The organism is Bartonella sp. AA89HNZF (assembly GCF_042196905.1).
GTDB lineage: Bacteria > Pseudomonadota > Alphaproteobacteria > Rhizobiales > Rhizobiaceae > Bartonella.
Genome location: NZ_JBHIRD010000001.1, coordinates 183,661 through 204,171, shown reverse-complemented (window position 1 = coordinate 204,171; position 20,511 = coordinate 183,661). Strand labels below are relative to the sequence as shown.

The 20,511-nt window shown below is 38.1% G+C and carries 11 protein-coding genes; 6 read left to right on the top strand and 5 right to left on the bottom strand.

The window, feature by feature from the left end; translation table 11 throughout:
• Positions 1-13: 13 nt before the first annotated feature.
• The 6 genes from ACFIN0_RS00660 to trxA all read left to right on the top strand — a co-directional run bounded on the left by ACFIN0_RS00660 (position 14) and on the right by trxA (position 12,343).
• Positions 14-1,249 (top strand): argininosuccinate synthase, encoded by a 1,236-nt coding sequence (locus tag ACFIN0_RS00660; protein ID WP_375609993.1) that lies wholly within the window; start codon positions 14-16, stop codon positions 1,247-1,249.
• A gap of 373 nt (positions 1,250-1,622) precedes the next feature.
• A complete protein-coding gene (locus ACFIN0_RS00655; RefSeq protein ID WP_375695689.1) occupies positions 1,623-3,284 on the top strand; it encodes a lysine--tRNA ligase in 1,662 nt (553 codons plus the stop codon).
• Positions 3,284-4,858 carry a peptide chain release factor 3 gene (locus ACFIN0_RS00650; protein WP_375607918.1) on the top strand — a complete coding sequence of 525 codons (1,575 nt, stop codon included), beginning with the start codon at positions 3,284-3,286 and terminating at the stop codon, positions 4,856-4,858. Before ACFIN0_RS00655 ends, ACFIN0_RS00650 begins: the two co-directional genes overlap by 1 nt.
• Positions 4,859-5,243: 385 nt before the next feature.
• Positions 5,244-8,363, top strand: coding sequence for a double-strand break repair protein AddB (gene addB / locus ACFIN0_RS00645; RefSeq protein WP_375701696.1), 3,120 nt, complete (start codon positions 5,244-5,246; stop codon positions 8,361-8,363).
• Positions 8,364-8,365: 2 nt separating this feature from the next.
• Positions 8,366-11,842, top strand: coding sequence for a double-strand break repair helicase AddA (gene addA, locus ACFIN0_RS00640; protein WP_375609996.1), 3,477 nt, complete (start codon positions 8,366-8,368; stop codon positions 11,840-11,842).
• Between the two features lie 177 nt (positions 11,843-12,019).
• Positions 12,020-12,343, top strand: a complete 324-nt coding sequence (gene trxA / locus ACFIN0_RS00635) for a thioredoxin (protein ID WP_375606117.1) — start codon at positions 12,020-12,022, stop codon at positions 12,341-12,343.
• Between the two features lie 669 nt (positions 12,344-13,012).
• Here the strand turns inward: trxA and tsaE are convergent.
• The 5 genes from tsaE to ACFIN0_RS00610 form a co-directional block, all read right to left on the bottom strand.
• On the bottom strand, positions 13,013-13,483 hold the full coding sequence (gene tsaE, locus ACFIN0_RS00630; protein ID WP_375607922.1) for a tRNA (adenosine(37)-N6)-threonylcarbamoyltransferase complex ATPase subunit type 1 TsaE: 471 nt from the start codon (positions 13,481-13,483) through the stop codon (positions 13,013-13,015).
• A gap of 51 nt (positions 13,484-13,534) precedes the next feature.
• Positions 13,535-16,000 carry an ATP-binding protein gene (locus tag ACFIN0_RS00625; RefSeq protein ID WP_375701695.1) on the bottom strand — a complete coding sequence of 822 codons (2,466 nt, stop codon included), beginning with the start codon at positions 15,998-16,000 and terminating at the stop codon, positions 13,535-13,537.
• 34 nt (positions 16,001-16,034) lie between these two features.
• Complete coding sequence (ahcY, locus tag ACFIN0_RS00620) at positions 16,035-17,432, bottom strand: adenosylhomocysteinase (protein WP_375701694.1); 1,398 nt, start codon at positions 17,430-17,432, stop codon at positions 16,035-16,037.
• 713 nt (positions 17,433-18,145) lie between these two features.
• The gene (locus tag ACFIN0_RS00615; RefSeq protein WP_375607924.1) at positions 18,146-19,144 is read right to left on the bottom strand and encodes a complex I NDUFA9 subunit family protein; all 999 of its coding nucleotides are present in this window, start codon (positions 19,142-19,144) and stop codon (positions 18,146-18,148) included.
• A gap of 44 nt (positions 19,145-19,188) precedes the next feature.
• Positions 19,189-20,508: a bifunctional folylpolyglutamate synthase/dihydrofolate synthase gene (locus tag ACFIN0_RS00610; protein WP_375606122.1), complete on the bottom strand. Its 1,320-nt coding sequence runs from the start codon at positions 20,506-20,508 to the stop codon at positions 19,189-19,191.
• Positions 20,509-20,511: the final 3 nt, after the last annotated feature.

Genomic DNA, 20,511 nt, shown 5'->3' with positions numbered 1-20,511 from the left:
ATAGAGCTTTAGAATGAAAAAGTGGAAAAGTATTAGAAAAGTTGTTTTGGCTTATTCGGGGGGATTGGATACGTCAATTATTCTCAAATGGTTACAAAGTACGCTAGGCGTTGAAGTTGTGACTTTTACAGCAGATTTGGGGCAGGGGGAAGAATTAGAGCTTGCTCGTCGTAAAGCTGAAATGCTAGGTGTTAAAGAAATCTACATTGAAGATTTGCGTGAAGAATTTGTGCGTGATTTTGTTTTTCCGATGTTTCGAGCCAATACCGTTTATGAAGGGACTTATCTTTTAGGAACATCAATTGCACGTCCACTTATTTCAAAACGTCTTATTGAAATTGCTAAGGAAACAGGGGCAGATGCCATTGCTCATGGAGCAACGGGCAAAGGCAATGATCAGGTACGCTTTGAACTTTCTGCTTATGCACTTAATCCTAATATAAAGATTATTGCTCCGTGGCGTGATTGGGATTTTAAGAGTCGGACAGATCTGTTTGAATTTGCGCGTATGCATCAAATTCCTGTAGAAAAAGATAAGCAAGGCGAAGCTCCTTTTTCAGTGGATGCAAATTTATTACATTCTTCATCAGAAGGAAAGATTTTAGAAAATCCAGCACTTCCTGCTCCTGAATATGTCCATATGCGTACTCTTTCGGTGGAAGATGCTCCAGATGAAGCAACCAGAATCACTCTTGGCTTTAAAAAAGGTGATGCTGTTTCAATCAATGGAAAAAATTTATCTCCTGCAACTTTACTTGCAGAATTAAATCATTATGGGCGGGATAATGGTATTGGTCGGTTGGATCTGGTAGAAAATCGCTTTGTAGGTATGAAATCGCGGGGTATTTATGAAACACCAGGGGGGACCATTCTTTTAACGGCTCACAGAGCTATAGAATCTTTAACACTAGATCGTGGCGCAGCTCATTTAAAAGATGAATTGATGCCACGTTATGCAGAACTCATTTATTATGGATTTTGGTTTTCGCCGGAACGTAAGATGTTGCAGGCAGCGATTGATTTATCTCAAGAACATGTTGAAGGTGAAGTCACGTTAAAGCTCTATAAGGGGAATGTGATTGTTGAAGGGCGCCAAAGTAAAAAATCACTTTATTCCAGTGAGTTGGTAACTTTCGAGGATGATCAAGGTGTTTATGATCAAAGAGATGCGACTGGTTTTATTAAATTAAATGCTCTACGTTTGCGTACATTAGCAAGGCATCATCAAGATGATAAAGAAAAGAAATAGAAAGTTACAGTGACAAGTGTAATGTGGATTAGTGCTTTTGTATGAAATGCCTAGTTTAAGCATTTTTTTGTTGGTTTTTACCGTTCTTTCGTTCAATACTAGAAGCTTATCTTCTGCGCTAATAAATATAATAAGCAAAACCCATGATAATAATAGCAATGAAGGCTTCGATAATCAAAACAAGTCAATTTTGCTTTATAATATTGAATGTTTTTGATTTTTATCAGAACAAAATATGTTTACAGTGAGGGTGGTTTTTGTATTGTGACTTAAGAGTATAAAGAAATTTACATCTTTTTGCTTGCTATTATTGACGAATAAATTCAAGAACCATACACCCTATTTTGGAAGATTATAATTTTTAGGATAAATAATGATGCGTAATCAGTGTGATGCCCTTAGCCTTACGCCTGAATTAAAGGATGCGGCTGCTCAATCGAGAACTTGGCCATTTGAAGAAGCACGTAAGATTATCAAACGGTATGAAAAGACGGGTTACCCAGACAGTGTAATATTTGAGACCGGTTATGGACCTTCTGGTTTACCGCATATTGGAACTTTTGGGGAAGTTGCACGTACAACCATGGTGCGTCATGCATTTCATATTCTCACAGAGAATAAAGTAAAAACAAAATTACTTTGTTTTTCTGATGATATGGATGGTTTGCGCAAGGTTCCTGAGAATGTGCCAGATCGCGAGAGGATGGAACATTATCTTGGTCAACCGTTGAGCCGTGTACCTGATCCTTTTGGAGATGATTATCCTTCTTTTGGAGCGGCAAATAATGCGCGGTTACGGGCTTTCCTTGATCGTTTTGGTTTTGATTATGAATTTGCAAGTGCTACGGATTATTACAATTCTGGTCGTTTTGATGAAACACTTTTAAAAATTCTTGCCTGTTATGACAAGGTGATGGCAATTATTTTACCAACATTAGGTGAAGAGCGACAGGCGACCTATTCTCTCTTTTTACCGATTTCTCCTTTTTCTGGAAAAGTATTACAAGTACCAATGATTGCGCGGAATGTTGAAAAAGGGACAGTTACTTATATTGAACCTGAAACAGGAGAAACCATAGAAACAGAGGTTACAGGGGGTAAAGTTAAGTGTCAGTGGAAGGTCGATTGGGCTATGCGTTGGGCTGCGCTTGGCATTGATTATGAAATGGCAGGAAAAGATCTTATCGATTCCACAAATCTTTCTTCTAAAATTTGTAAAGTACTGGGTGGAAAGCCTCCAGAGGGATTTAACTATGAACTCTTTTTAGATGATAAAGGGCAAAAAATTTCCAAATCCAAGGGAAATGGCTTAACCATTGATGAATGGCTTACATATGCTCCAACAGAGAGCTTAGGGCTTTATATGTTTTCAAAGCCCAAGACAGCAAAACGGCTTTATTTTGATGTTATTCCCAAAGCTGTGGATGAATATTATGCGCATCTTTCTGCCTATGGTCGTCAAAGTTGGCAAGAACGGCTCAATAATCCTGTATGGCATATTCATAATGGTTGTCCACCGCAGGTTGATTTACCTGTACCTTTTGCGATGCTTTTAAATTTGGTAAGTGCTTCAAATGCAGAGAATGCAGGGGTTCTTTGGGGTTTTATTTCTCGTTACGCTAAGGGAGCAAATGCGCAAACTTGTCCAGAACTTGATCAATTGGTGAAATTTGCCATTAAATATTTTGATGTTTTTGTTAAACCAAACAAAAAATTTCGTATACCAGATGACAGCGAACGAGCAACATTAGCACAAATTGATGCAAAATTAGCCAATTTGCCTGAAACTGTTGATGGCAACACACTACAAAATACACTTCTTGATGTTGCGCGGTTAACGGAACGCTATCAAGATCATAGCAAAAAAAGCCCTGAAGGTGGGCCTGGCGTTTCCAATGTTTTTTTTCAAATGTTGTATGAGGTCCTTTTAGGACAAGAGAGAGGTCCACGATGGGGATCATTTATAGCGCTTTATGGGATTAATGAAATGCGTGCACTGATTGCTGAAGCACTTGCACGACCTATGGAGGAATAATGGAACGAAGAGTACAGGAAGTAAAGCGGCGCCGTACATTTGCAATTATTGCTCACCCAGATGCTGGGAAAACAACATTGACGGAAAAGCTTTTATTGTTTGGTGGTGCTATTCAACTTGCAGGAGAAGTAAAAGCCAAAAAAGATCGTATTCAAACTCGTTCTGACTGGATGAATATTGAGCGTGATCGTGGTATTTCCGTTGTGACTTCTGTGATGACGTTTGAATATGAAAATCATATTTTTAATCTCCTAGATACCCCAGGCCATGAAGATTTTGCAGACGATACTTATCGCACGCTTACAGCTGTTGATAGTGCTATCATGGTATTGGATGGGGCCCGCGGGATTGAGCCTAGAACACTAAAACTGTTTGAAGTGTGTCGGATGCGGGATATTCCTATTGTTACTTTTATCAATAAAATGGATCGTGAGGCGCGTGATCCTATAGAGCTTTTAGATGAAATTGAAGAAAAGCTTGCTCTTGATACCGCCCCCATAACATGGCCCATTGGGACGGGTAAAGATTTTGTTGGGACTTTTGATCTTCATCATAACCGTTTTCGCCAAAAAGATGATGAGATAACCCAGCGGATCGTTTCAAATCCCAGTGAAGTTGTCCATTTACTTCCCCAATATCAACGTTCCACTTTTCTTGAAGGAGTAGAACTCGCTCAAAGTGTTTGCAAGAATTTTGATCTTCAAGCTTTCCGTGAAGGTCATATGACACCGGTTTATTTTGGTTCAGCTTTACGAAATTTTGGTGTTCGTGATTTGATCAATGCGCTTATTGATTTTGGTCAAAGTCCCCGTGATCAAAGTGCAGATCAGCGCAATATCATAGCAACTGAACCTAAAATGACGGGATTTGTTTTTAAAATTCAAGCGAATATGGATCCTAATCATCGTGATCGTATTGCATTTTTTCGGGTATGTTCGGGAACACTTGAACGTGGTATGAAGACAAAATTGGTCAGAACAGGAAAACCGATGACACTTTCGGCTCCACAATTTTTCTTTGCGCGTTCGCGCCAAATTGCTGATCAAGCCTATGCCGGTGATATCGTAGGGATTCCTAATCATGGAACATTGCGTATTGGTGATACTTTGACTGAAGGAGAAGATATTCTTTTTAAGGGAGTACCCAATTTTGCACCAGAGATTTTGCGTCGTGTTTGTTTGGGTGATCCAATGAAAGCAAAAAAGCTCAGAGAAGCTTTGCAACAAATGGCTGAAGAAGGGGTTGTGCAATTGTTTATTCCTGATGATGGGTCGCCTTCTCTCATTGGTGTTATTGGTGCTTTGCAAATTGATGTTTTAAAAGAGCGATTAAAAATAGAATATTCTTTGCCAGTGAATTTTGAGTCTGCACGCTTTAATTTATGCCGTTGGATTTCAGCGCAGAGCAAAGATGAGTTGCAAAAGTTTCTCAACAATCATCGCTCTGCTCTTGCGTATGATTTAGAAGGTGATCCAGTTTTTTTAGCGGAGAACCATTTTTCATTAAATTATGAAGCAGAAAGAGCTCCTAAGATAAAATTTTCTACTTTTAAAGATTATCAAGTAAGCTCTTAATGTAAAGAAGAATTTTTTATGTAACAATTTGGTTGATAATGATTTTTCATATCGAGTTAGGGATCTGAATATTGTTATTTTTTCTGAAAACAAAAGGAGTATGTAAAGAACACTTTCAGGTTGTATTATATAAAGAGAGAAGTAAATTTATTTATAATATTCAATAAGTTATAATATATTTGTAATTGTAACGTCTTTTAAAATTTTGATATATTTTTTCACAATAGCTTAAGACAAGGTCATATATTTAAGTATTTTGAATGTCAGTTAAAAATCTCCTGTATAAATAGAGCTTTTCAGTTTTTTCTTGTATGAAAATTGTATACAGTCAAAATAAAGCAAATAATCAATAAGATGAAATTTGTTATTCCCAATATGAGATCATATGACTTATAAGCCACGTGTCTTTTCTATATCTTCTGGAACGGCTTTTTTGCCTCACTTTGTTGATGCACTGCTCTCTGGTACCCTTATTGATAATTTTGCTCCCAATGGAGACATTCAAACTGCTCTTGCTGATAGCCTTATTTATGTTCCGACACGTCGTGCTGCGCGCGCTTTGCGTTTAGCTTTTGTTGAAAGAAGTAATACACAATCAACCTTTTTACCAACTATTCGTGCTCTAGGAGATGTCGATGAAGACAGTTTCCTTTTTGTTGAAAATCATACTAGCGCTTTAAATCCGCCTATTGGAGAAAGTGAACGCCTACTGCTTTTAGCGCGCCTTATTCGTCCATGGCGTGAAAATTTACCTGCGCATCTGCGTGCCATGTTTGGTACAGAAGATGTGCTTATTCCAGCTCATAGTGCTGATGCAATTTGGCTTGCTCAAGATTTAGCACACTTGATGGACGAAATTGAAACAGAAGGAGCAGATTGGTCGAAACTTAAAGATATTGCCCCTGACATGGTCGCTGAATGGTGGCAGATAACGCTCGATTTTCTGACTATTGTTACGCAAAATTGGCCACAAATCTTGACAGAAAGACAACGAAGTAATCCCGCTGAATGGCGTAATCAAGCACTCACAATGCATGCAGAGAATTTACGACGTACGAAGCCTGATAAACCGATCATTGCAGCTGGTGTGTCAGGTTCTATGCCCGCAGTTTCTCATCTTTTAAAGGTTATAGCTTCTCTGCCCAAAGGGGCTGTTGTTCTTCCTGGCCTTGATTTTTATATGGATGAAGAACAATGGAATGCATTAAGCACAAGCAATAAAGAAAAAACAGCTTGCGATTTTTTTGATCCTGCAGAAAATATTTTTAGCCATCCTCAATATCATTTAAAAAAACTTCTTTCTCTCATGGGGTGTCAACGTCGCCATGTTTGCGAAATTGGCCAACAAAGTAGCACAAAGAAAAGACGAATGGCTCTTTTATCGGAAGCATTGCGACCTGCTTCTACGACAGATAAATGGATACAAATTGTCCGTGATGATTATGAGGCTCTTTGTGCAGACTGGTCATTTATTGAAGCTATCAATGAACGTGAAGAAGCTCTCGCTATTGCTGTTGCTTTACGCAAAGCTATTGAAGAACCCCAAAAAACCGCAGCTCTTATTACAAATGACCGTAATTTAGCACGCCGTGTTACTGCGGAATTACAACGATTTGGAATTGAAGCAAATGATTCAGGGGGAATACCACTTGCCCAAACATTGCCTGTAACGCTTTTGCGGCTTATCTTAGAAAATGTATTGCAACCTGATGATCCCATTGCTTTTCTTTCTCTTCTTAAACATCCCCTTACAACACTCCAACAAAACCGTCATCGTTTACGGGAAATGGCAGAAAATTTTGAACTTTTTGTTCTTCGAGGGAATACAGGGCGCATCAATCTTTGCGAATGTGATCAATTTCTTGAAAAATGGATTGAAACATCTTTTCATAATAGTTCTGAAATCAACGCTCTTGATCAGCAGAAATGTGAAGAAGCACGTTTCCTTTGTCATCTTTTGAGGACAGCTGTTGAACCTTTAACATCTCTTATGAAACAAGAGAAAGAGTGCACCATCAACGAAGCTGCGATAGCAACTGTTGAGGTTTTTGAAAATTTTGGTCGCGATGAGGATAACTCTCTTGCACATCTTTATCAACACGAAGCAGGACAAGCCTTATCAAAGTTCTTACGTGAATTGGTCAGTGATCAATCAGGATTAACATTTCATCTTTGCGAATGGCCTGCTATGTTTTCTGCATTGATCGCAATGCGTTCCGTTACACCTTCTCCTGGAGGACATCCACGTTTATTCATCTGGGGTACTTTGGAATCGCGTTTGCAAACGGTTGATACAGTGGTCATCGGCGGTCTTAATGAAGGGTCATGGCCGATATCAACCCGAAATGATGCTTTTTTATCGCGACCGATGAAAATGATGTTAACTCTGGAGCCACCAGAGCAGCATATTGGTCTTTCCGCGCATGATTTTCAATGGGCGATGGGAATGGATAAAGTGGTGATGAGTCGCGCATTGCGCGTTAATCATACGCCTTCCATTCCTTCACGTTGGCTACAACGCTTAGAAACCGTCGTAGGACAACAAGTTTGGAAACAAATCCGTGCACGAGGTGAAATACTCCTTCATTGGGCAAAGATGCTTGATCATACAAACATGATTTCTGAGATGAAGCGTCCCTGCCCTGTACCACCTCTTGATATGCGTCCACGTCATTTTTCAGTTACTGAAATAGAAATATTACGGTATGACCCTTATGCCATTTATGCTAAAAAAATCTTAAGGCTCAAACCACTTAAAGCCCTTATTCATAATTCTAGCGCTCCTGAACGTGGAACACTTTATCACGCTATTCTTGCAGATTTTTGCACACAAATAAAAAATCTAAATGCTGCAAATGCATTAGATGTGTTGCTTGCTATTGGACGTAAAGAGTTTGATAAATTCAATTTTCCACCGGATATTGAAGTAATTTGGTGGGATAGTTTTGAAAATCTTGCTCCACGCTTTATTCAATGGGAACAAAGTTTAGGACTGCGAGAGCGATATTCGGAAGTGGTATCACAAAAAATCCCTATAGGAACAACAGGGGTAACCCTTTCAGGACGTGCTGATCGTCTTGATGTTTTGCCAGATAAAACGGTTGAAATTCTAGATTTCAAAACCGGAACCCCTCCTTCATCAAAAAAAGTTCGTGAATTATTATTTCCGCAATTGGCTTTAGAAACAGCTTTACTCATACAAGGGGGCTTCTCAGATTTTCAAGATTTTACCCCCTCAAATTTATTTTACATTCCTCTTAACAAAAAAGGTGAAATTAAACCCCAATCAATTCTTTTAAAGAAAAAAGACGGAAAAACTCATCTAAGTGCTGTTGATCTTGCTGACAATGCATGGGAAAATCTTATCGCACTCATAACTTATTATCAAAATCCACAACAAGGCTATCTTTCACACGCAGTCCCTATGTTAAAACAATATGAAAGTGACTATGATCATCTGGCACGCTTATGGGAATGGTCAAGTGGTTTTCATAAAGAAGAGTAATCATGACGTTTTTTTCTATTCCTGAAGCCGCTCTTGATGCACAAGCAACAGCAACACATCCCCAAAAAAACGTGTGGGTTTCTGCAAATGCAGGATCTGGAAAAACCCATGTTCTAACCGAACGTGTTATCCGTTTGCTTTTAAACGGTACGCCTCCAGCACGTATTTTATGCCTTACTTACACGAGAGCCGCCGCCGCTGTTATGCAATCACGAATTTTTCGCACACTCTCCAGCTGGAATGAACTCGATGATGCGCAGCTTAAAGAAATCTTATCGAAGTTTGAAAACAAACCTATCAGTGCAACAAAAATAACCTATGCGCGCCAACTCTTTGCTCGTGCTTTAGAAACACCTGGTGGTTTGAAAATACAGACTATTCACGCATTTTGCGAATCTCTCTTGCATCAATTTATGCTAGAAGCCAATATTGCTGGACATTTCGAACTCATAGATGATGTCAACCGCAAGAAATTACTACAAGAAGCTCGCTGCCAACTTTTGAAGCATCATGATGTACAACCCGCTCTAAAACAGCTGCTTAAGGTTATCAGTGAACATACTTTTAACCAATTGCTGTATGAAGCAGCTGAAAAGCAACATAAACTGTCTGATTTTTTGTCTTCTCTTCTGTCTGAAAATGGAGAAGAAAAATTGCGGTCGCTGTTTGATTTAGCACCTGATGATACAAATCAGCAATTACTAGAAAAAATTCAACAGACTGCTCGTCTTCCTCTTTATGCTCTTAACCATTGTGAAACCAATGGAAGTCAAAGCTTCAAGGATATGGTGGCAAAACTTTCCCAATTAGAAGAGGTACGTGATGAGACAAATATTCTCAATAGTATTTCTGATATTTATTTTACAACAAAAGGTGAGCCACGGAATTTCTCAAATTTATCTCGTAAAAAATCAGACGAAATTTGGCCTTTTATTCAACAAATGCTTGAAGATAAACAAAGCGAGCTTTCTATTCTTTTAGAGAAATATCAATGCGCAAAAGTTGCGACCCTCAATATGGCGGCTTTTCAGCTTTGTGCCCTTTATCTCAAAATTTATGCAAATTTAAAAAAAACCAATGGTTTTTTAAACTTTGATGATCTCATTGAGCGCACACTCCATTTATTGCAACGTGAAGGTGCAAGCCAATGGGTGCACTATAAACTTGATAAGGGTCTTGATCATATTTTGCTTGATGAAGCACAAGATACGAACCCTGATCAATGGAAAATTATTCAATTTTTAGCGCAAGAATTTTTTACAGGTCATAGTCAACGTGACAATATACGTACTCTTTTTGCTGTTGGAGATGAAAAACAGTCTATTTATTCCTTTCAGGGCGCTGCACCAGAAAATTTTGCTGCAAATGGGAAAATTATTCAAAAAAAAGCACAACAAGCAAAGCAGAAATTCGAAAAAATACAACTGCATTACTCTTTTCGCTCTACAGCAGATGTTCTTAAAAGCGTTGATCTTGTTTTTGAAACACCAGAAAATTATAAAGGGCTTTCGGCAGAAAATACAAAAACCATACACGAAGCTATCCGTACTCACAGTCCAGGTGAAGTTATTTTATGGGATGCTATTTCTAAAGAAAAAGACGAATTTCCTGATGATTGGCATGTAACTGTTGATCATTTAGATACACCAGCAGTACGTTTGGCAGAAAAAGTTGCTGAAAGTATTGCAGGCTGGTTACAAAAAGGAGAAATGCTTCCAGCAAAAGGGCGGTTATTGCGTGCTAGTGATATTATGGTTTTGGTTCGTAAGCGTGATCAATTTGCCCTAGCGCTTTCTCGTGCCCTTAAACAACGCAATATACCTGTCGCTGGTGCAGACCGTTTACAGCTTATAAAACATATGAGCGTGCGTGATTTAATGGCACTCGGACGTTTTGTTTTGCAACCACAAGACGATTTGTCTCTTGCTTGTGTTTTAAAAAGTCCACTCTTTGCGCTTAGCGAAGAGGAACTTTATCAACTTGCCGCTCACCGTACAGGCTCTCTTTGGAAAAGCCTTTGTGAACAGGCATCGTCGCATATTCCTTTTAAAGATGCTTTTGAAAGCTTGAGTCAATATCGTACTTTAGTGGATAAAATACCAGTCTTCGAATTCTATAGCCATATTCTGAATAATGATAAGGGAAGACAAAAAATTTTAGCGCGCTTAGGCTCGGAAGCCAATGATGTGCTTGATGCTTTTATGGACTACACACTCGCGATTCAAAAAACGGGGTTACCAGGATTACAAGCTTTTTTGGAAACATTAAGTGTCAGTGAACCAGAAATTAAACGTGAGTTTGACCAAAATCATGAAGAAATTCGCATCATGACTGTTCATGCTGCAAAAGGACTGGAAGCTTCCGTTGTATTTCTGGTTGATCCTGGTAGTGCAATCTGGCATCCTCAGCATTCACCTCACTTGCTTGAAGTTCCCTTGAACAATGCACATTTGAGTGATCAACAAGCTTTTATCTGGTGCCCTAATGCAGAATTCGATACAATGCCCTCTAAACAAGCAATTTTGCGTTTAAAAGAGCGTGCTGAAGAGGAGTATAGGCGCCTTCTCTATGTAGGAATGACGCGTGCTGAAGATCGATTGTTTGTTTGCGGGTATAGCGGTGAACGCAATAATCCTCATACGTGGCTACAATTGGTAAAGAAAGCTCTCAAACCGCATGCAGTTCCCATTAAGGGTCCTGCAGAAGATATTGCAGCTTGGCGTTATTGTATCACAGATTCTTCTTCTGCCTCAATAAATCAGGAAGCCTCTCGTTCTGAGTGCCAAACTTTACCGCCTTTGCCTGCTTTTTTCTCTCATAAAGTACCAGCAGAACCAATTCTCCCAAAACCGTTAAAACCCTCAGTAGCGAGCCTTTCTATTGAAGCTGATACAGAACCTTCCTCAAGTCCAAAACAATTTACTATTTCACCTGTTTTAGGAGAAACGAACACAAACAGAGCTTTTTTCATTGAATACGGTAATCTCATTCACCGATTGTTACAATATTTACCCGATTGTCCCCCACAAAAACGTCGAGATTATGCTCAAAACTATCTCAATATCAAAGCCTCTCATTGGCATGAGAGCCAAAGAGAAGATGCTCTTTGCCATATTTGGAAAATATTAGATCATGTTTATCTCAAACCCCTTTTTTCTGAGCATTCACGTGCTGAGGTTTCCTTAATGGGCATTGTAAAAATTCGTGGAAAAGAACAAGTAATCTCTGGTCAAATTGACCGTCTCTACATCACGCAAAACAGCATTATCTTTGCCGATTTTAAAACGGGAACCCCACCAGAAAATGAAGCCGCTATTGCTTCCCATCATTGGTTGCAAATGGCTCTTTATCGAAAATTATTGCAAGCTATTCATCCCGATAAAGATATACAAGCTCTGCTTATCTATAGTAAAGAAGCCAAAATTTTCAAACTTTCTCCAGAAAAACTTGAGGCATTTCTTAGTGAAGTTGCCTTATAAGTTAGTCTTTTCCTTGCAAAGCATTTTTACACTTTATTTACTTTCATAAAATCGCTCAAACAAACACAACGCACAATCTCTGATGTAAAAAAGTCCTTTAATAATTTATCTTTGCAATAACTTGATATGAATTGTTATTATACCAATCTATAAAAAGTGAATATAAAGGATAAATCAATGACGTGTATAAAAGTTGATAAGGACAATTTCGAAAGTGAAGTTCTAACCTCTTCCACCCCTGTTGTGGTTGATTTTTGGGCAGAATGGTGTGGCCCTTGCAAAGTGATTGCTCCAATTTTGGATGAAATTTCAATAGAAATGCAAAATCAAGTTAAAATTGCTAAGGTAAATATTGATGAAAATCCGGAACTGGCTACCCAATACGGAGTACGTTCTATCCCTACATTACTAATGTTTAAAAATGGAAATATTTCATCGAATATGGTTGGCGCTACCTCTAAAGGACGTCTTTCTGAGTGGATAAAAAATGGCCTTAGTTAATGCCATACACAGTAACGATAAAGGAGAGAAATTTTAGTCTCTCCTTTTGATTTTTTTTACATTCCTTTTCTGTAATACATTGTAATAGCAATTCAATTAAATCAAAAATTTAAATGATTTTAAGAATCCACACTGTTATACGTAATTCAATAGATCATTTTTTATCAAAAAATTGTCCTGTATGAACAATGTAGGCAATTCCTTGTTTATATGCGTGCCAACGAATATTTAAGTGAATGATATTTTCTTCTTAGATAAGACTATTGAGATAGATAGTGCTTTCAACACATAAAAGGAGATTTTAAGAAAAAACTTTGCAAATTACTTTTTTGAAGCTCACAATTTTTAAGCAGAAAGAAACAAGCAATTCACTACAGGTTATATAATGCTCTTCTAAAGGGTTACCACTTCAATTTAAAATTCTCTTATACTATTCTCTAAAATCAAAATTGTAGGTATCAGATTCTCTAAAATAAATTGATGAATTCCTATAAATTAACGACTGTTCTTTGCAATTTATGTCATTGTTATATGAAAGAGTCAGCATTTCACTTCATCTTCCATGGTTGGTGCCTCCATTGAAGCCTTCTTTATGTTGTCCATCATCTCAAATTTCATAGGTAGTACTGAGGTATTATCAAATTAAAAATGATGATGTCCATGTTTTTTTTAAAATGTACGAATTGCGAAAGACTGTTGCAAACATTCAATGGAATGTTGCGCTGATTTAACTGTTACATGACGCCCATGTTCTTTATAATGTAAGGTGAGTGCAAAAGTGGCAAGCTCTAAAAGAGCTGTATTTCTTTCTGGCCATTCAACAAGTAAAATATTTTTCTCACGAGCTTCATGAAGCCCTAATTCATCAATTTCTTCTGCCATAGAAAGGCGATAAAGATCAGCATGAATAATTTCAAACTTTGGAAGTTGATAGCTTTGCACAAGAGTAAAAGTAGGGCTTGGAACATCCATAGTGTTATCGTTCGCAAGTGTTTGAATGATTGTACGTGCAATGGTTGACTTTCCAGTTCCAAGATCTCCTTGCAGCGTTACAAGATCTCCTGGCTTCAAAGAAAGAGCTAAATTTTGTGAAAAAAGCTTTGTTGCCTCTTCATTTTCAAGAAAAAAACTAAAATTCATTAAAAGTTCCATGAAATGGATGAAAAATTTTTGTTATCATAAAGGTTAAAATTAAAAAATCGTATCTCCTTTGGAGAGTGGGAAAAAACATTTAACTGTTGTTCCTTTTCCAGAACCGGTAAGAATTTCAACATGTCCACCGTGTAGTTCAACGAAACTTTTTACAAGGGAAAGGCCAAGACCCGCTCCCGCACGCCCACCATGGTGTGAATGGGAAGAAAAACGTTTAAAAATACGATCAAGGACATCTTCTGGGATGTCAGAGCCCTGATTGTGAACGCTAAAGACAATGTTATCATCTTGTTCATCAACGCAAAATTCAATAGTACTCGCCTCCGTTGCAAAATTAATAGCATTACTCAGGACATTCACAAAAATTTGATGCAAGCGCTTTTCATCAGCAGAAATAGAATTTAAGGAAGGAGAAATTTGTTGTAAAAGCGTAATATGACGTCCATTAAGGCGATCTTCTACACGTGCTACTGCTTGTATCATAGCATCGGCAATGTTAACCGATTTTATGTCCAACTCCATAATGCCTGCATCAAGGGTAGCAAGATCAAGAATATCGTTAACAATATTTAAAAGAGTTCCTGATTCTGAATGAATGTGTTCAAGATATTCTTGTTGACGTTCATTGATAGAACCGAAAATTTGATCACGTAAAATATCGGAAAATCCAATAATATTGGTGAGAGGTGTGCGTAATTCATAAGAAACATGTTGGACAAATTTATTACGCAAACGATCAGCACTTTCTAATGCTTCATTTTTTTCTTGAAGAGCACGCGCAACATGGACAGTGTCCGTAACATTCACAAAAGTAAGCATCGTTTGTCCATTAGGAAGAGGGACCAGAGTATAGTCAATAATCATATCATTTTTAAGATCTATACGACCTGAAAATGTTTCACGTTTTTCAGCAAAACCGGTAATGAACTTGGTAAATTGATCCCATTCTTGCCCCAAGGTTAAGGCTGAACAATGGCTTTGTAACTGTGTAATATGGGTTCCTTCTACCAGTAAATTATAAGGAAGAGACCACAATTTCGACAAGGCAGGATTCGATAAGCGAAGGCGTCCATCAGTACCAAAAACGACCACACCTTCAGAAAGTTTATCAAGTGTTTCACCTTGTATTTTAATAAGTGTATTATAACGGCGCTCAAGATCAATTTTTTCGGTAAGGTTTTCGTAAAGCCAAGTGACACCTCCTTGTGGATGAGGGTTCGAGACAACACGCACCGTACGCCCATCTGGAAGATTCCAAATTTGTTGGTTCGATTCTGTTTGCCAATAGGCTTTTAAAAGTTCTTCTTTCCATGCGCGCCAATCAGGGTGTTCAGCAATGAGCCCCTTTTCACGTAAACGTTCAAGAAACAATGTATGGCTTGGTTCACTTTCTAAAAAAGAACTCTCCAACGGCCATAAAATTTTGAAAGCGTGATTACAGAATTTTAATTTTTGGTTTGTATCAAAAATGGCTACAGCTGTTGAAATTTGGTCAAGTGTTTCACAATGACTTTGAAGAACATATCTTAATTCATGAGCAAGATTTTCATAGGCGCTGTCATCACGTGCAAAAGCTGCCATCCCTTCAGCTGTTGTAATACGTGTGAGATGAAAACGGTGCCGTTCTCCACCAATAACCGTATGAACATGTTCTTGAAAAATTGTTTCTGTTTCATCTGTTTTGCGTTGTGTATTTTCATTGAAAAGATCCCCCACGTCATCACTGTCTTCACGAAAGTCTGTCATTTCTCTAAAGGCGCGATTGATAAAACAAACTTTTCCTTCACAATCTTTTATCCATACGGGCTCTTGAATAAGATCAAGAAGATTACGCTGCATTCTCAGTTCAGTAAGAAGGCGGGCGATATCTTTCTGTAAACGAGCATTTTCACTCTGTTGTTTTGAGATATCTTGAAAACGAGCAATGGCGACTGTTCCTGCGATGACTCCTGTAACTTGTAGCAGTACATTGTTTGTGGTGGTGATAGAAAGATCAAAAGGGTGACATTTACAACGGAGTTGAGTCAATGCATAATCAAGTTCTCGCAGAGAATTTTCTTCAACCCAGAGCTCAAAACGCTGAAAATCTTTCTGATCGATTCCTATTTTTTGCAATGTGGAAAGAGCACCAACAACATGGGGTAAGGTTGTTGGATTTTCCCAAATAAGAAGGAATTGCTCGGTTTCTTCCAGAAGCCATTCATAATATTTAAGTTTTTCAGAAAAATTTGCCTGAATTATCTTCAAAGGCTTCTGTGCAGTTTTTTTTGCACGCACGGTAACAGCTATACATGAGAGAAGTGAAGCACAAGAAATTCCTCCACACAGCGCTAAAAGCAGCCATGGACCATTCGGCAAAGTGAAGAAAAATGGTAAATAACCTTCCAATGACTGAGAAAAAGCGCATGTTGGAGAAAAAAAGAAAAAAAGGCAAAATATATACGTATAGATTCGGATCTCTTTTTGAGTTTTTTCTTTGGGGTTATAGTCACCAAAGCTGAGCACGACATCTTTCCCTTTTTTAACCCAAGGAAACGTATTAGTAACGGTAATGGTTTGGTTTATAAGGTCCTTGTGGTGAGACTCCAATATAAGCGGCTTGTTCTTCTGATAAAACACTTAATTTTATTCCTAACCGATCCAGATGTAGACGTGCAACCTTTTCATCAAGATGTTTAGGCAAAACAGTGACTTCATTTGTATAGTGTTCTGTACGGGTAAAAAGTTCAATTTGCGCTAAAACTTGATTGGTAAACGAAGCTGACATGACAAAAGAAGGATGCCCCGTCGCATTGCCGAGGTTTAACAATCGTCCTTCAGAGAGCAAAATGATGCGTTTTCCATCGGGAAAGGTGATCATATCAACTTGTGGTTTAATATTCGTCCATGGCAAATTTCTAAGGGCAGCGACTTGGATTTCGTTATCAAAATGACCAATATTTCCAAGAATACACATATCCTTTACTTGTCGCATATGATCTAAACGAACAACATCTTTATTGCCTGTTGTCGTGATGATAATATCAGCACTGGAAGCAGCATCATCCAAATTAACAACTTCATAGCCATCCATAGCGGCTTGAAGAGCGCAGATAGGATCAATTTCTGTTACTTTAACACGAGCCCCAGCACCAGAAAGAGATGCTGCTGAACCTTTTCCTACATCACCATAACCACAGACAATGGCAGTTTTACCAGCGATCATCACATCTGTTCCACGTCGAATACCATCGACCAATGATTCTTTACATCCATATTTATTATCAAACTTTGATTTAGTGACGCTATCATTAACATTAATAGCAGGAAAAGGTAGAAGTCCTTCTTTTTGTAACTGATAAAGACGGTTTACACCTGTTGTGGTTTCTTCGCTTACACCTTTAATTGCTGCGCGCTGTTGTGTAAAAAAACCTGGCGTTGCATCCATACGCTTTTGTATTTGTTTGAAAAAAATTTCTTCTTCTTCTGTTTTGGGATGCGATAAAATATCTTTATTTTGTTCTGCACGACTTCCCATTAAAATATAGTTTGTGGCGTCAGCTCCATCATCTAAAATAAGATTGGAAGGATTACCATCTGGCCATTGGAAGATTGCATCTATATAAGTCCAATATTCTTCCAATGTTTCACCCTTAACGGCAAATACAGGAATGCCAGTTGCGGCGATAGCTGCTGCTGCATGGTCTTGCGTAGAAAAAATATTGCTAGAGCTCCACCGTATATCGGCGCCAATTGCTTTTAATGTTTCAATTAAAACAGCTGTTTGAATTGTCATATGCAATGAGCCAGAAATACGCGCTCCGCGCAAAGATTGGCTGGAAGAAAACTCCTTACGACAAGCCATCAAACCAGGCATTTCAGTTTCAGCAATATCAAGTTCTTTACGACCATAAGCGGCAAGTGCAATATCTTTGACAACAAAATCTTGAGCTGCCATTCTTCATTCCTTTAAAATAATTTTTTCCAAGACGGTAGGAGAAATTAAAAAAAAATGCAAGACAAGAAGAGGACTTCTTTATGTGAAAAAGCTCTTTTAAAATCTCCATAAATTTGTGCAACAAATATGCATTTATGGATCTGAGTAGTGATGTTACTGACAGAGTAGGAGATCTTCATGATAAGTTTTATTATATAAACAAAATTCTATCCTTTTCACGTAACTTTAAAGCTTTTAAAAGTTTCCAGAGGGAATACCTTTTAAATAATAAAAATGGTGCATTGCTTTACAGTTTTTATATCGATTTTTATGGGATAATATCGAAAGTAGTATACTCGTATTCTACTCACTTATGCAGTTTTTGAAAAAGGAAGAATTACTTTAATCTCATTATTAAGCTTTTTGGCAAAATAATATAAATGCAAAGCTATAGATTATCATGTTTATGGATAGGCAGTTCAGGATCGGTTCTTTAGGATTCCAATGTTGCACCTGCTCTTGGATAAAGACAGTTTATAAGAAGTGCTTTTCTCCTGTTTCCAACAGTTTTTATCAAAATACTATAGATGTGCGAGGAAACATGTTTTGTGATACTAAATGGAGCATTAAAAATGCAAAAACATCACTCTATTGAACACTCTGATTTTAAAACCGCTAACAACGCGCTATGAATTATAAATCAAATAATTAACTCAGTTTTAGAAGAATTTATTCTAGACGAGTAGGTTTTGGGAAAATTGACCATGTGGACGAAATCGCCAGAGATAACTTGGCAAGAATGCAGTCATTGCTCTAGGAGTAATTCCTACTCCTTCTAGAGTATATCCATTCTCTATAGCTTCTTTAGAAACAATGTTATCCATTTGCAAAAAGCGTATTTGATTGGCTGTTACGAGCGTTGGCACAAGAGGCAACTTACCAATCGTTCCTAAAACTCCTCCAATCAATAGACCGACAGAAAGAGGCATAGATAGGATTGTTTTTTTACGACGAATGATTTTAAGTATATTTTCAAGAGCATTTTGGAGGGTGATAATCTGGGGACCACCAAGATCATATTTTTTTCCCCAAGCTACCTGTCCATCTAAAGCACGTGCGATAAACTCAGCAACGTCACCAACATATACGGGTTGCAATTTGCTTTTCCCACCTCCAAAAAGAGGCATAATTGGTAAAAAACGTGACAAATCTGCTAAGGTATTAAAGAAACAATCTTCTGGTCCAAAGATAATGGATGGACGTATAATAATTGCCTGAGGATTCTTGTTATGAATGATTTGTTCACCCATAAACTTAACACGTGCATAAAGACATGCAGTGTTTTCGCTAGCCACAAGAGTCGACATATAGATGAGAGGAATACCAGCTTCTACTGTTAATTCAGCAACATTGTAAGCACCATCAATTTGTGTGCTTTTAAAATTCGATTGATTTGCTTGTTTTAAGCTACCGGGTAAAAACACTGCTGCATCAGCTCCAAGCAATGCGCGTGCAACAGAGGCACGATGCTTGATATCTGTTTTAAGCATTTGGGTTTGTCCTACTTCTCCTATTTGTAGCATGTAATAAGCTTTTTGTGGACAACGAACAGCGATGCGAACGCGATATCCCCGCTTAGTCAAAGTTTCAACGACATGCCGTCCTACAAAACCGGATCCGCCAAAAACAGTAATGAGTTTAGGATGTTGATAAAGTGCACAATCAAGTTGCATGATTAAAAGGTCTATCTTTCAAAGCTTTAAAAATAGCTAATTATCTAGCACGGTGGTGTTTTATTGTCACGCAAAATATCACCCGCAAGATAAAGAGAACCACTAATAAGGACAATAGCCTCTTTATATTCCATTTTAATTTTATGCAAAGCATCTTGTAGATGTGCTTGTGGAGTAGCAAAGATTCCTGCTTTTTGGGCTGATTCAGCTAAGTTTATTGGAGAGAGACTGGCGTCATTGTTAATAAGCGGTATCGTATATACTTTATCGACAAGGTTTGCTAAAGGACGAAAATAACCGACAGCATCTTTGGTATTAAGCATGCCAGCAATCATAATAATGGGACGATCTGTTTTTTTTCTCCATTGTGTAAGTTCTGCCGCAATAACTTTTCCTGCAGCAGGATTGTGACCACCATCTAACCATAAATCAATATCAGGAGATAGTTGATCAACCAAAAGCCCTTGGGTAAGACGCTGCATTCGTGCGGGCCAATAAATATTCTTCAAAGCGTCATTTATGGTTTGTTCTGAAAGTTGAAAACCCGCTTGATAAACTGCTTCAAGAGATGCACCAGCATTAGCAATTTGGTGGTCTCCAATAAGGTTAGGAAGAGGAAGGTCCATGAGACCTTGATGGTTTTGAAAAACCATACGTCCATGTTCTTTATAGCTTTGATAATCTTGATCAAAGAGAGCATAAGATGCTTTATTTTTATCGGCAAGGGGTATTAAAGTAGCAAGAGTTTCTTCATAATTCTGCTTTCCGATGACCACTGGAACGTTTGGTTTTATAATCCCCCCTTTTTGAAAAGCGATTTGAGCAATTGTGTTTCCAAGAAAATTCTCATGATCATAATCAATGGGCATAATAAGCGATACAGCTGTTTTGTTAACGACATTGGTAGCATCAAAACGTCCTCCCAATCCAACTTCTAAAATAACAACATCAGCTGGATGTATACTAAACAGCATAAAGGCAGCGGCTGTAAAAATTTCAAAAATAGTAATCGGCTCTTGACGATTTACTTTTATAATTTCACGGATTGTCTCAGCCAATTGGTTTTCTGTAACAAGTTGACCACCTCCTTTTTGACCTAACCGGCAGCGTTCATTCCAGTTGACGAGATGAGGTGAGCTATAAACATGAACGCAGTATCCTTCACTTTCCAAAAGAGCACGACAAATTGCGGAGGCAGATCCTTTGCCATTTGTTCCAGCGATGTGAATAACAGGTGGAAGTTTTAAATGTGGATTACCAAGACGCTCTAAAAGGTGAACAATACGCTCTAAAGAAAGATCAAATTTTTTCGGATAATTTTTTAGTAAATCATCCACCACCCTTTGTATTTGACTCTGTTGCATAAA

What these genes read in the sequence shown, in the direction of transcription:
- ACFIN0_RS00660 (WP_375609993.1), top strand. Translation starts at nt 14, where the DNA reads ATGAAAAAGTGGAAAAGTATTAGAAAAGTTGTTTTGGCTTATTCGGGG.
- ACFIN0_RS00655 (WP_375695689.1), top strand. Translation starts at nt 1,623, where the DNA reads ATGATGCGTAATCAGTGTGATGCCCTTAGCCTTACGCCTGAATTAAAG.
- ACFIN0_RS00650 (WP_375607918.1), top strand. Translation starts at nt 3,284, where the DNA reads ATGGAACGAAGAGTACAGGAAGTAAAGCGGCGCCGTACATTTGCAATT.
- addB (WP_375701696.1), top strand. Translation starts at nt 5,244, where the DNA reads ATGACTTATAAGCCACGTGTCTTTTCTATATCTTCTGGAACGGCTTTT.
- addA (WP_375609996.1), top strand. Translation starts at nt 8,366, where the DNA reads ATGACGTTTTTTTCTATTCCTGAAGCCGCTCTTGATGCACAAGCAACA.
- trxA (WP_375606117.1), top strand. Translation starts at nt 12,020, where the DNA reads ATGACGTGTATAAAAGTTGATAAGGACAATTTCGAAAGTGAAGTTCTA.
- tsaE (WP_375607922.1), bottom strand. Translation starts at nt 13,483, where the DNA reads ATGAATTTTAGTTTTTTTCTTGAAAATGAAGAGGCAACAAAGCTTTTT.
- ahcY (WP_375701694.1), bottom strand. Translation starts at nt 17,432, where the DNA reads ATGGCAGCTCAAGATTTTGTTGTCAAAGATATTGCACTTGCCGCTTAT.
- ACFIN0_RS00615 (WP_375607924.1), bottom strand. Translation starts at nt 19,144, where the DNA reads ATGCAACTTGATTGTGCACTTTATCAACATCCTAAACTCATTACTGTT.
- ACFIN0_RS00610 (WP_375606122.1), bottom strand. Translation starts at nt 20,508, where the DNA reads ATGCAACAGAGTCAAATACAAAGGGTGGTGGATGATTTACTAAAAAAT.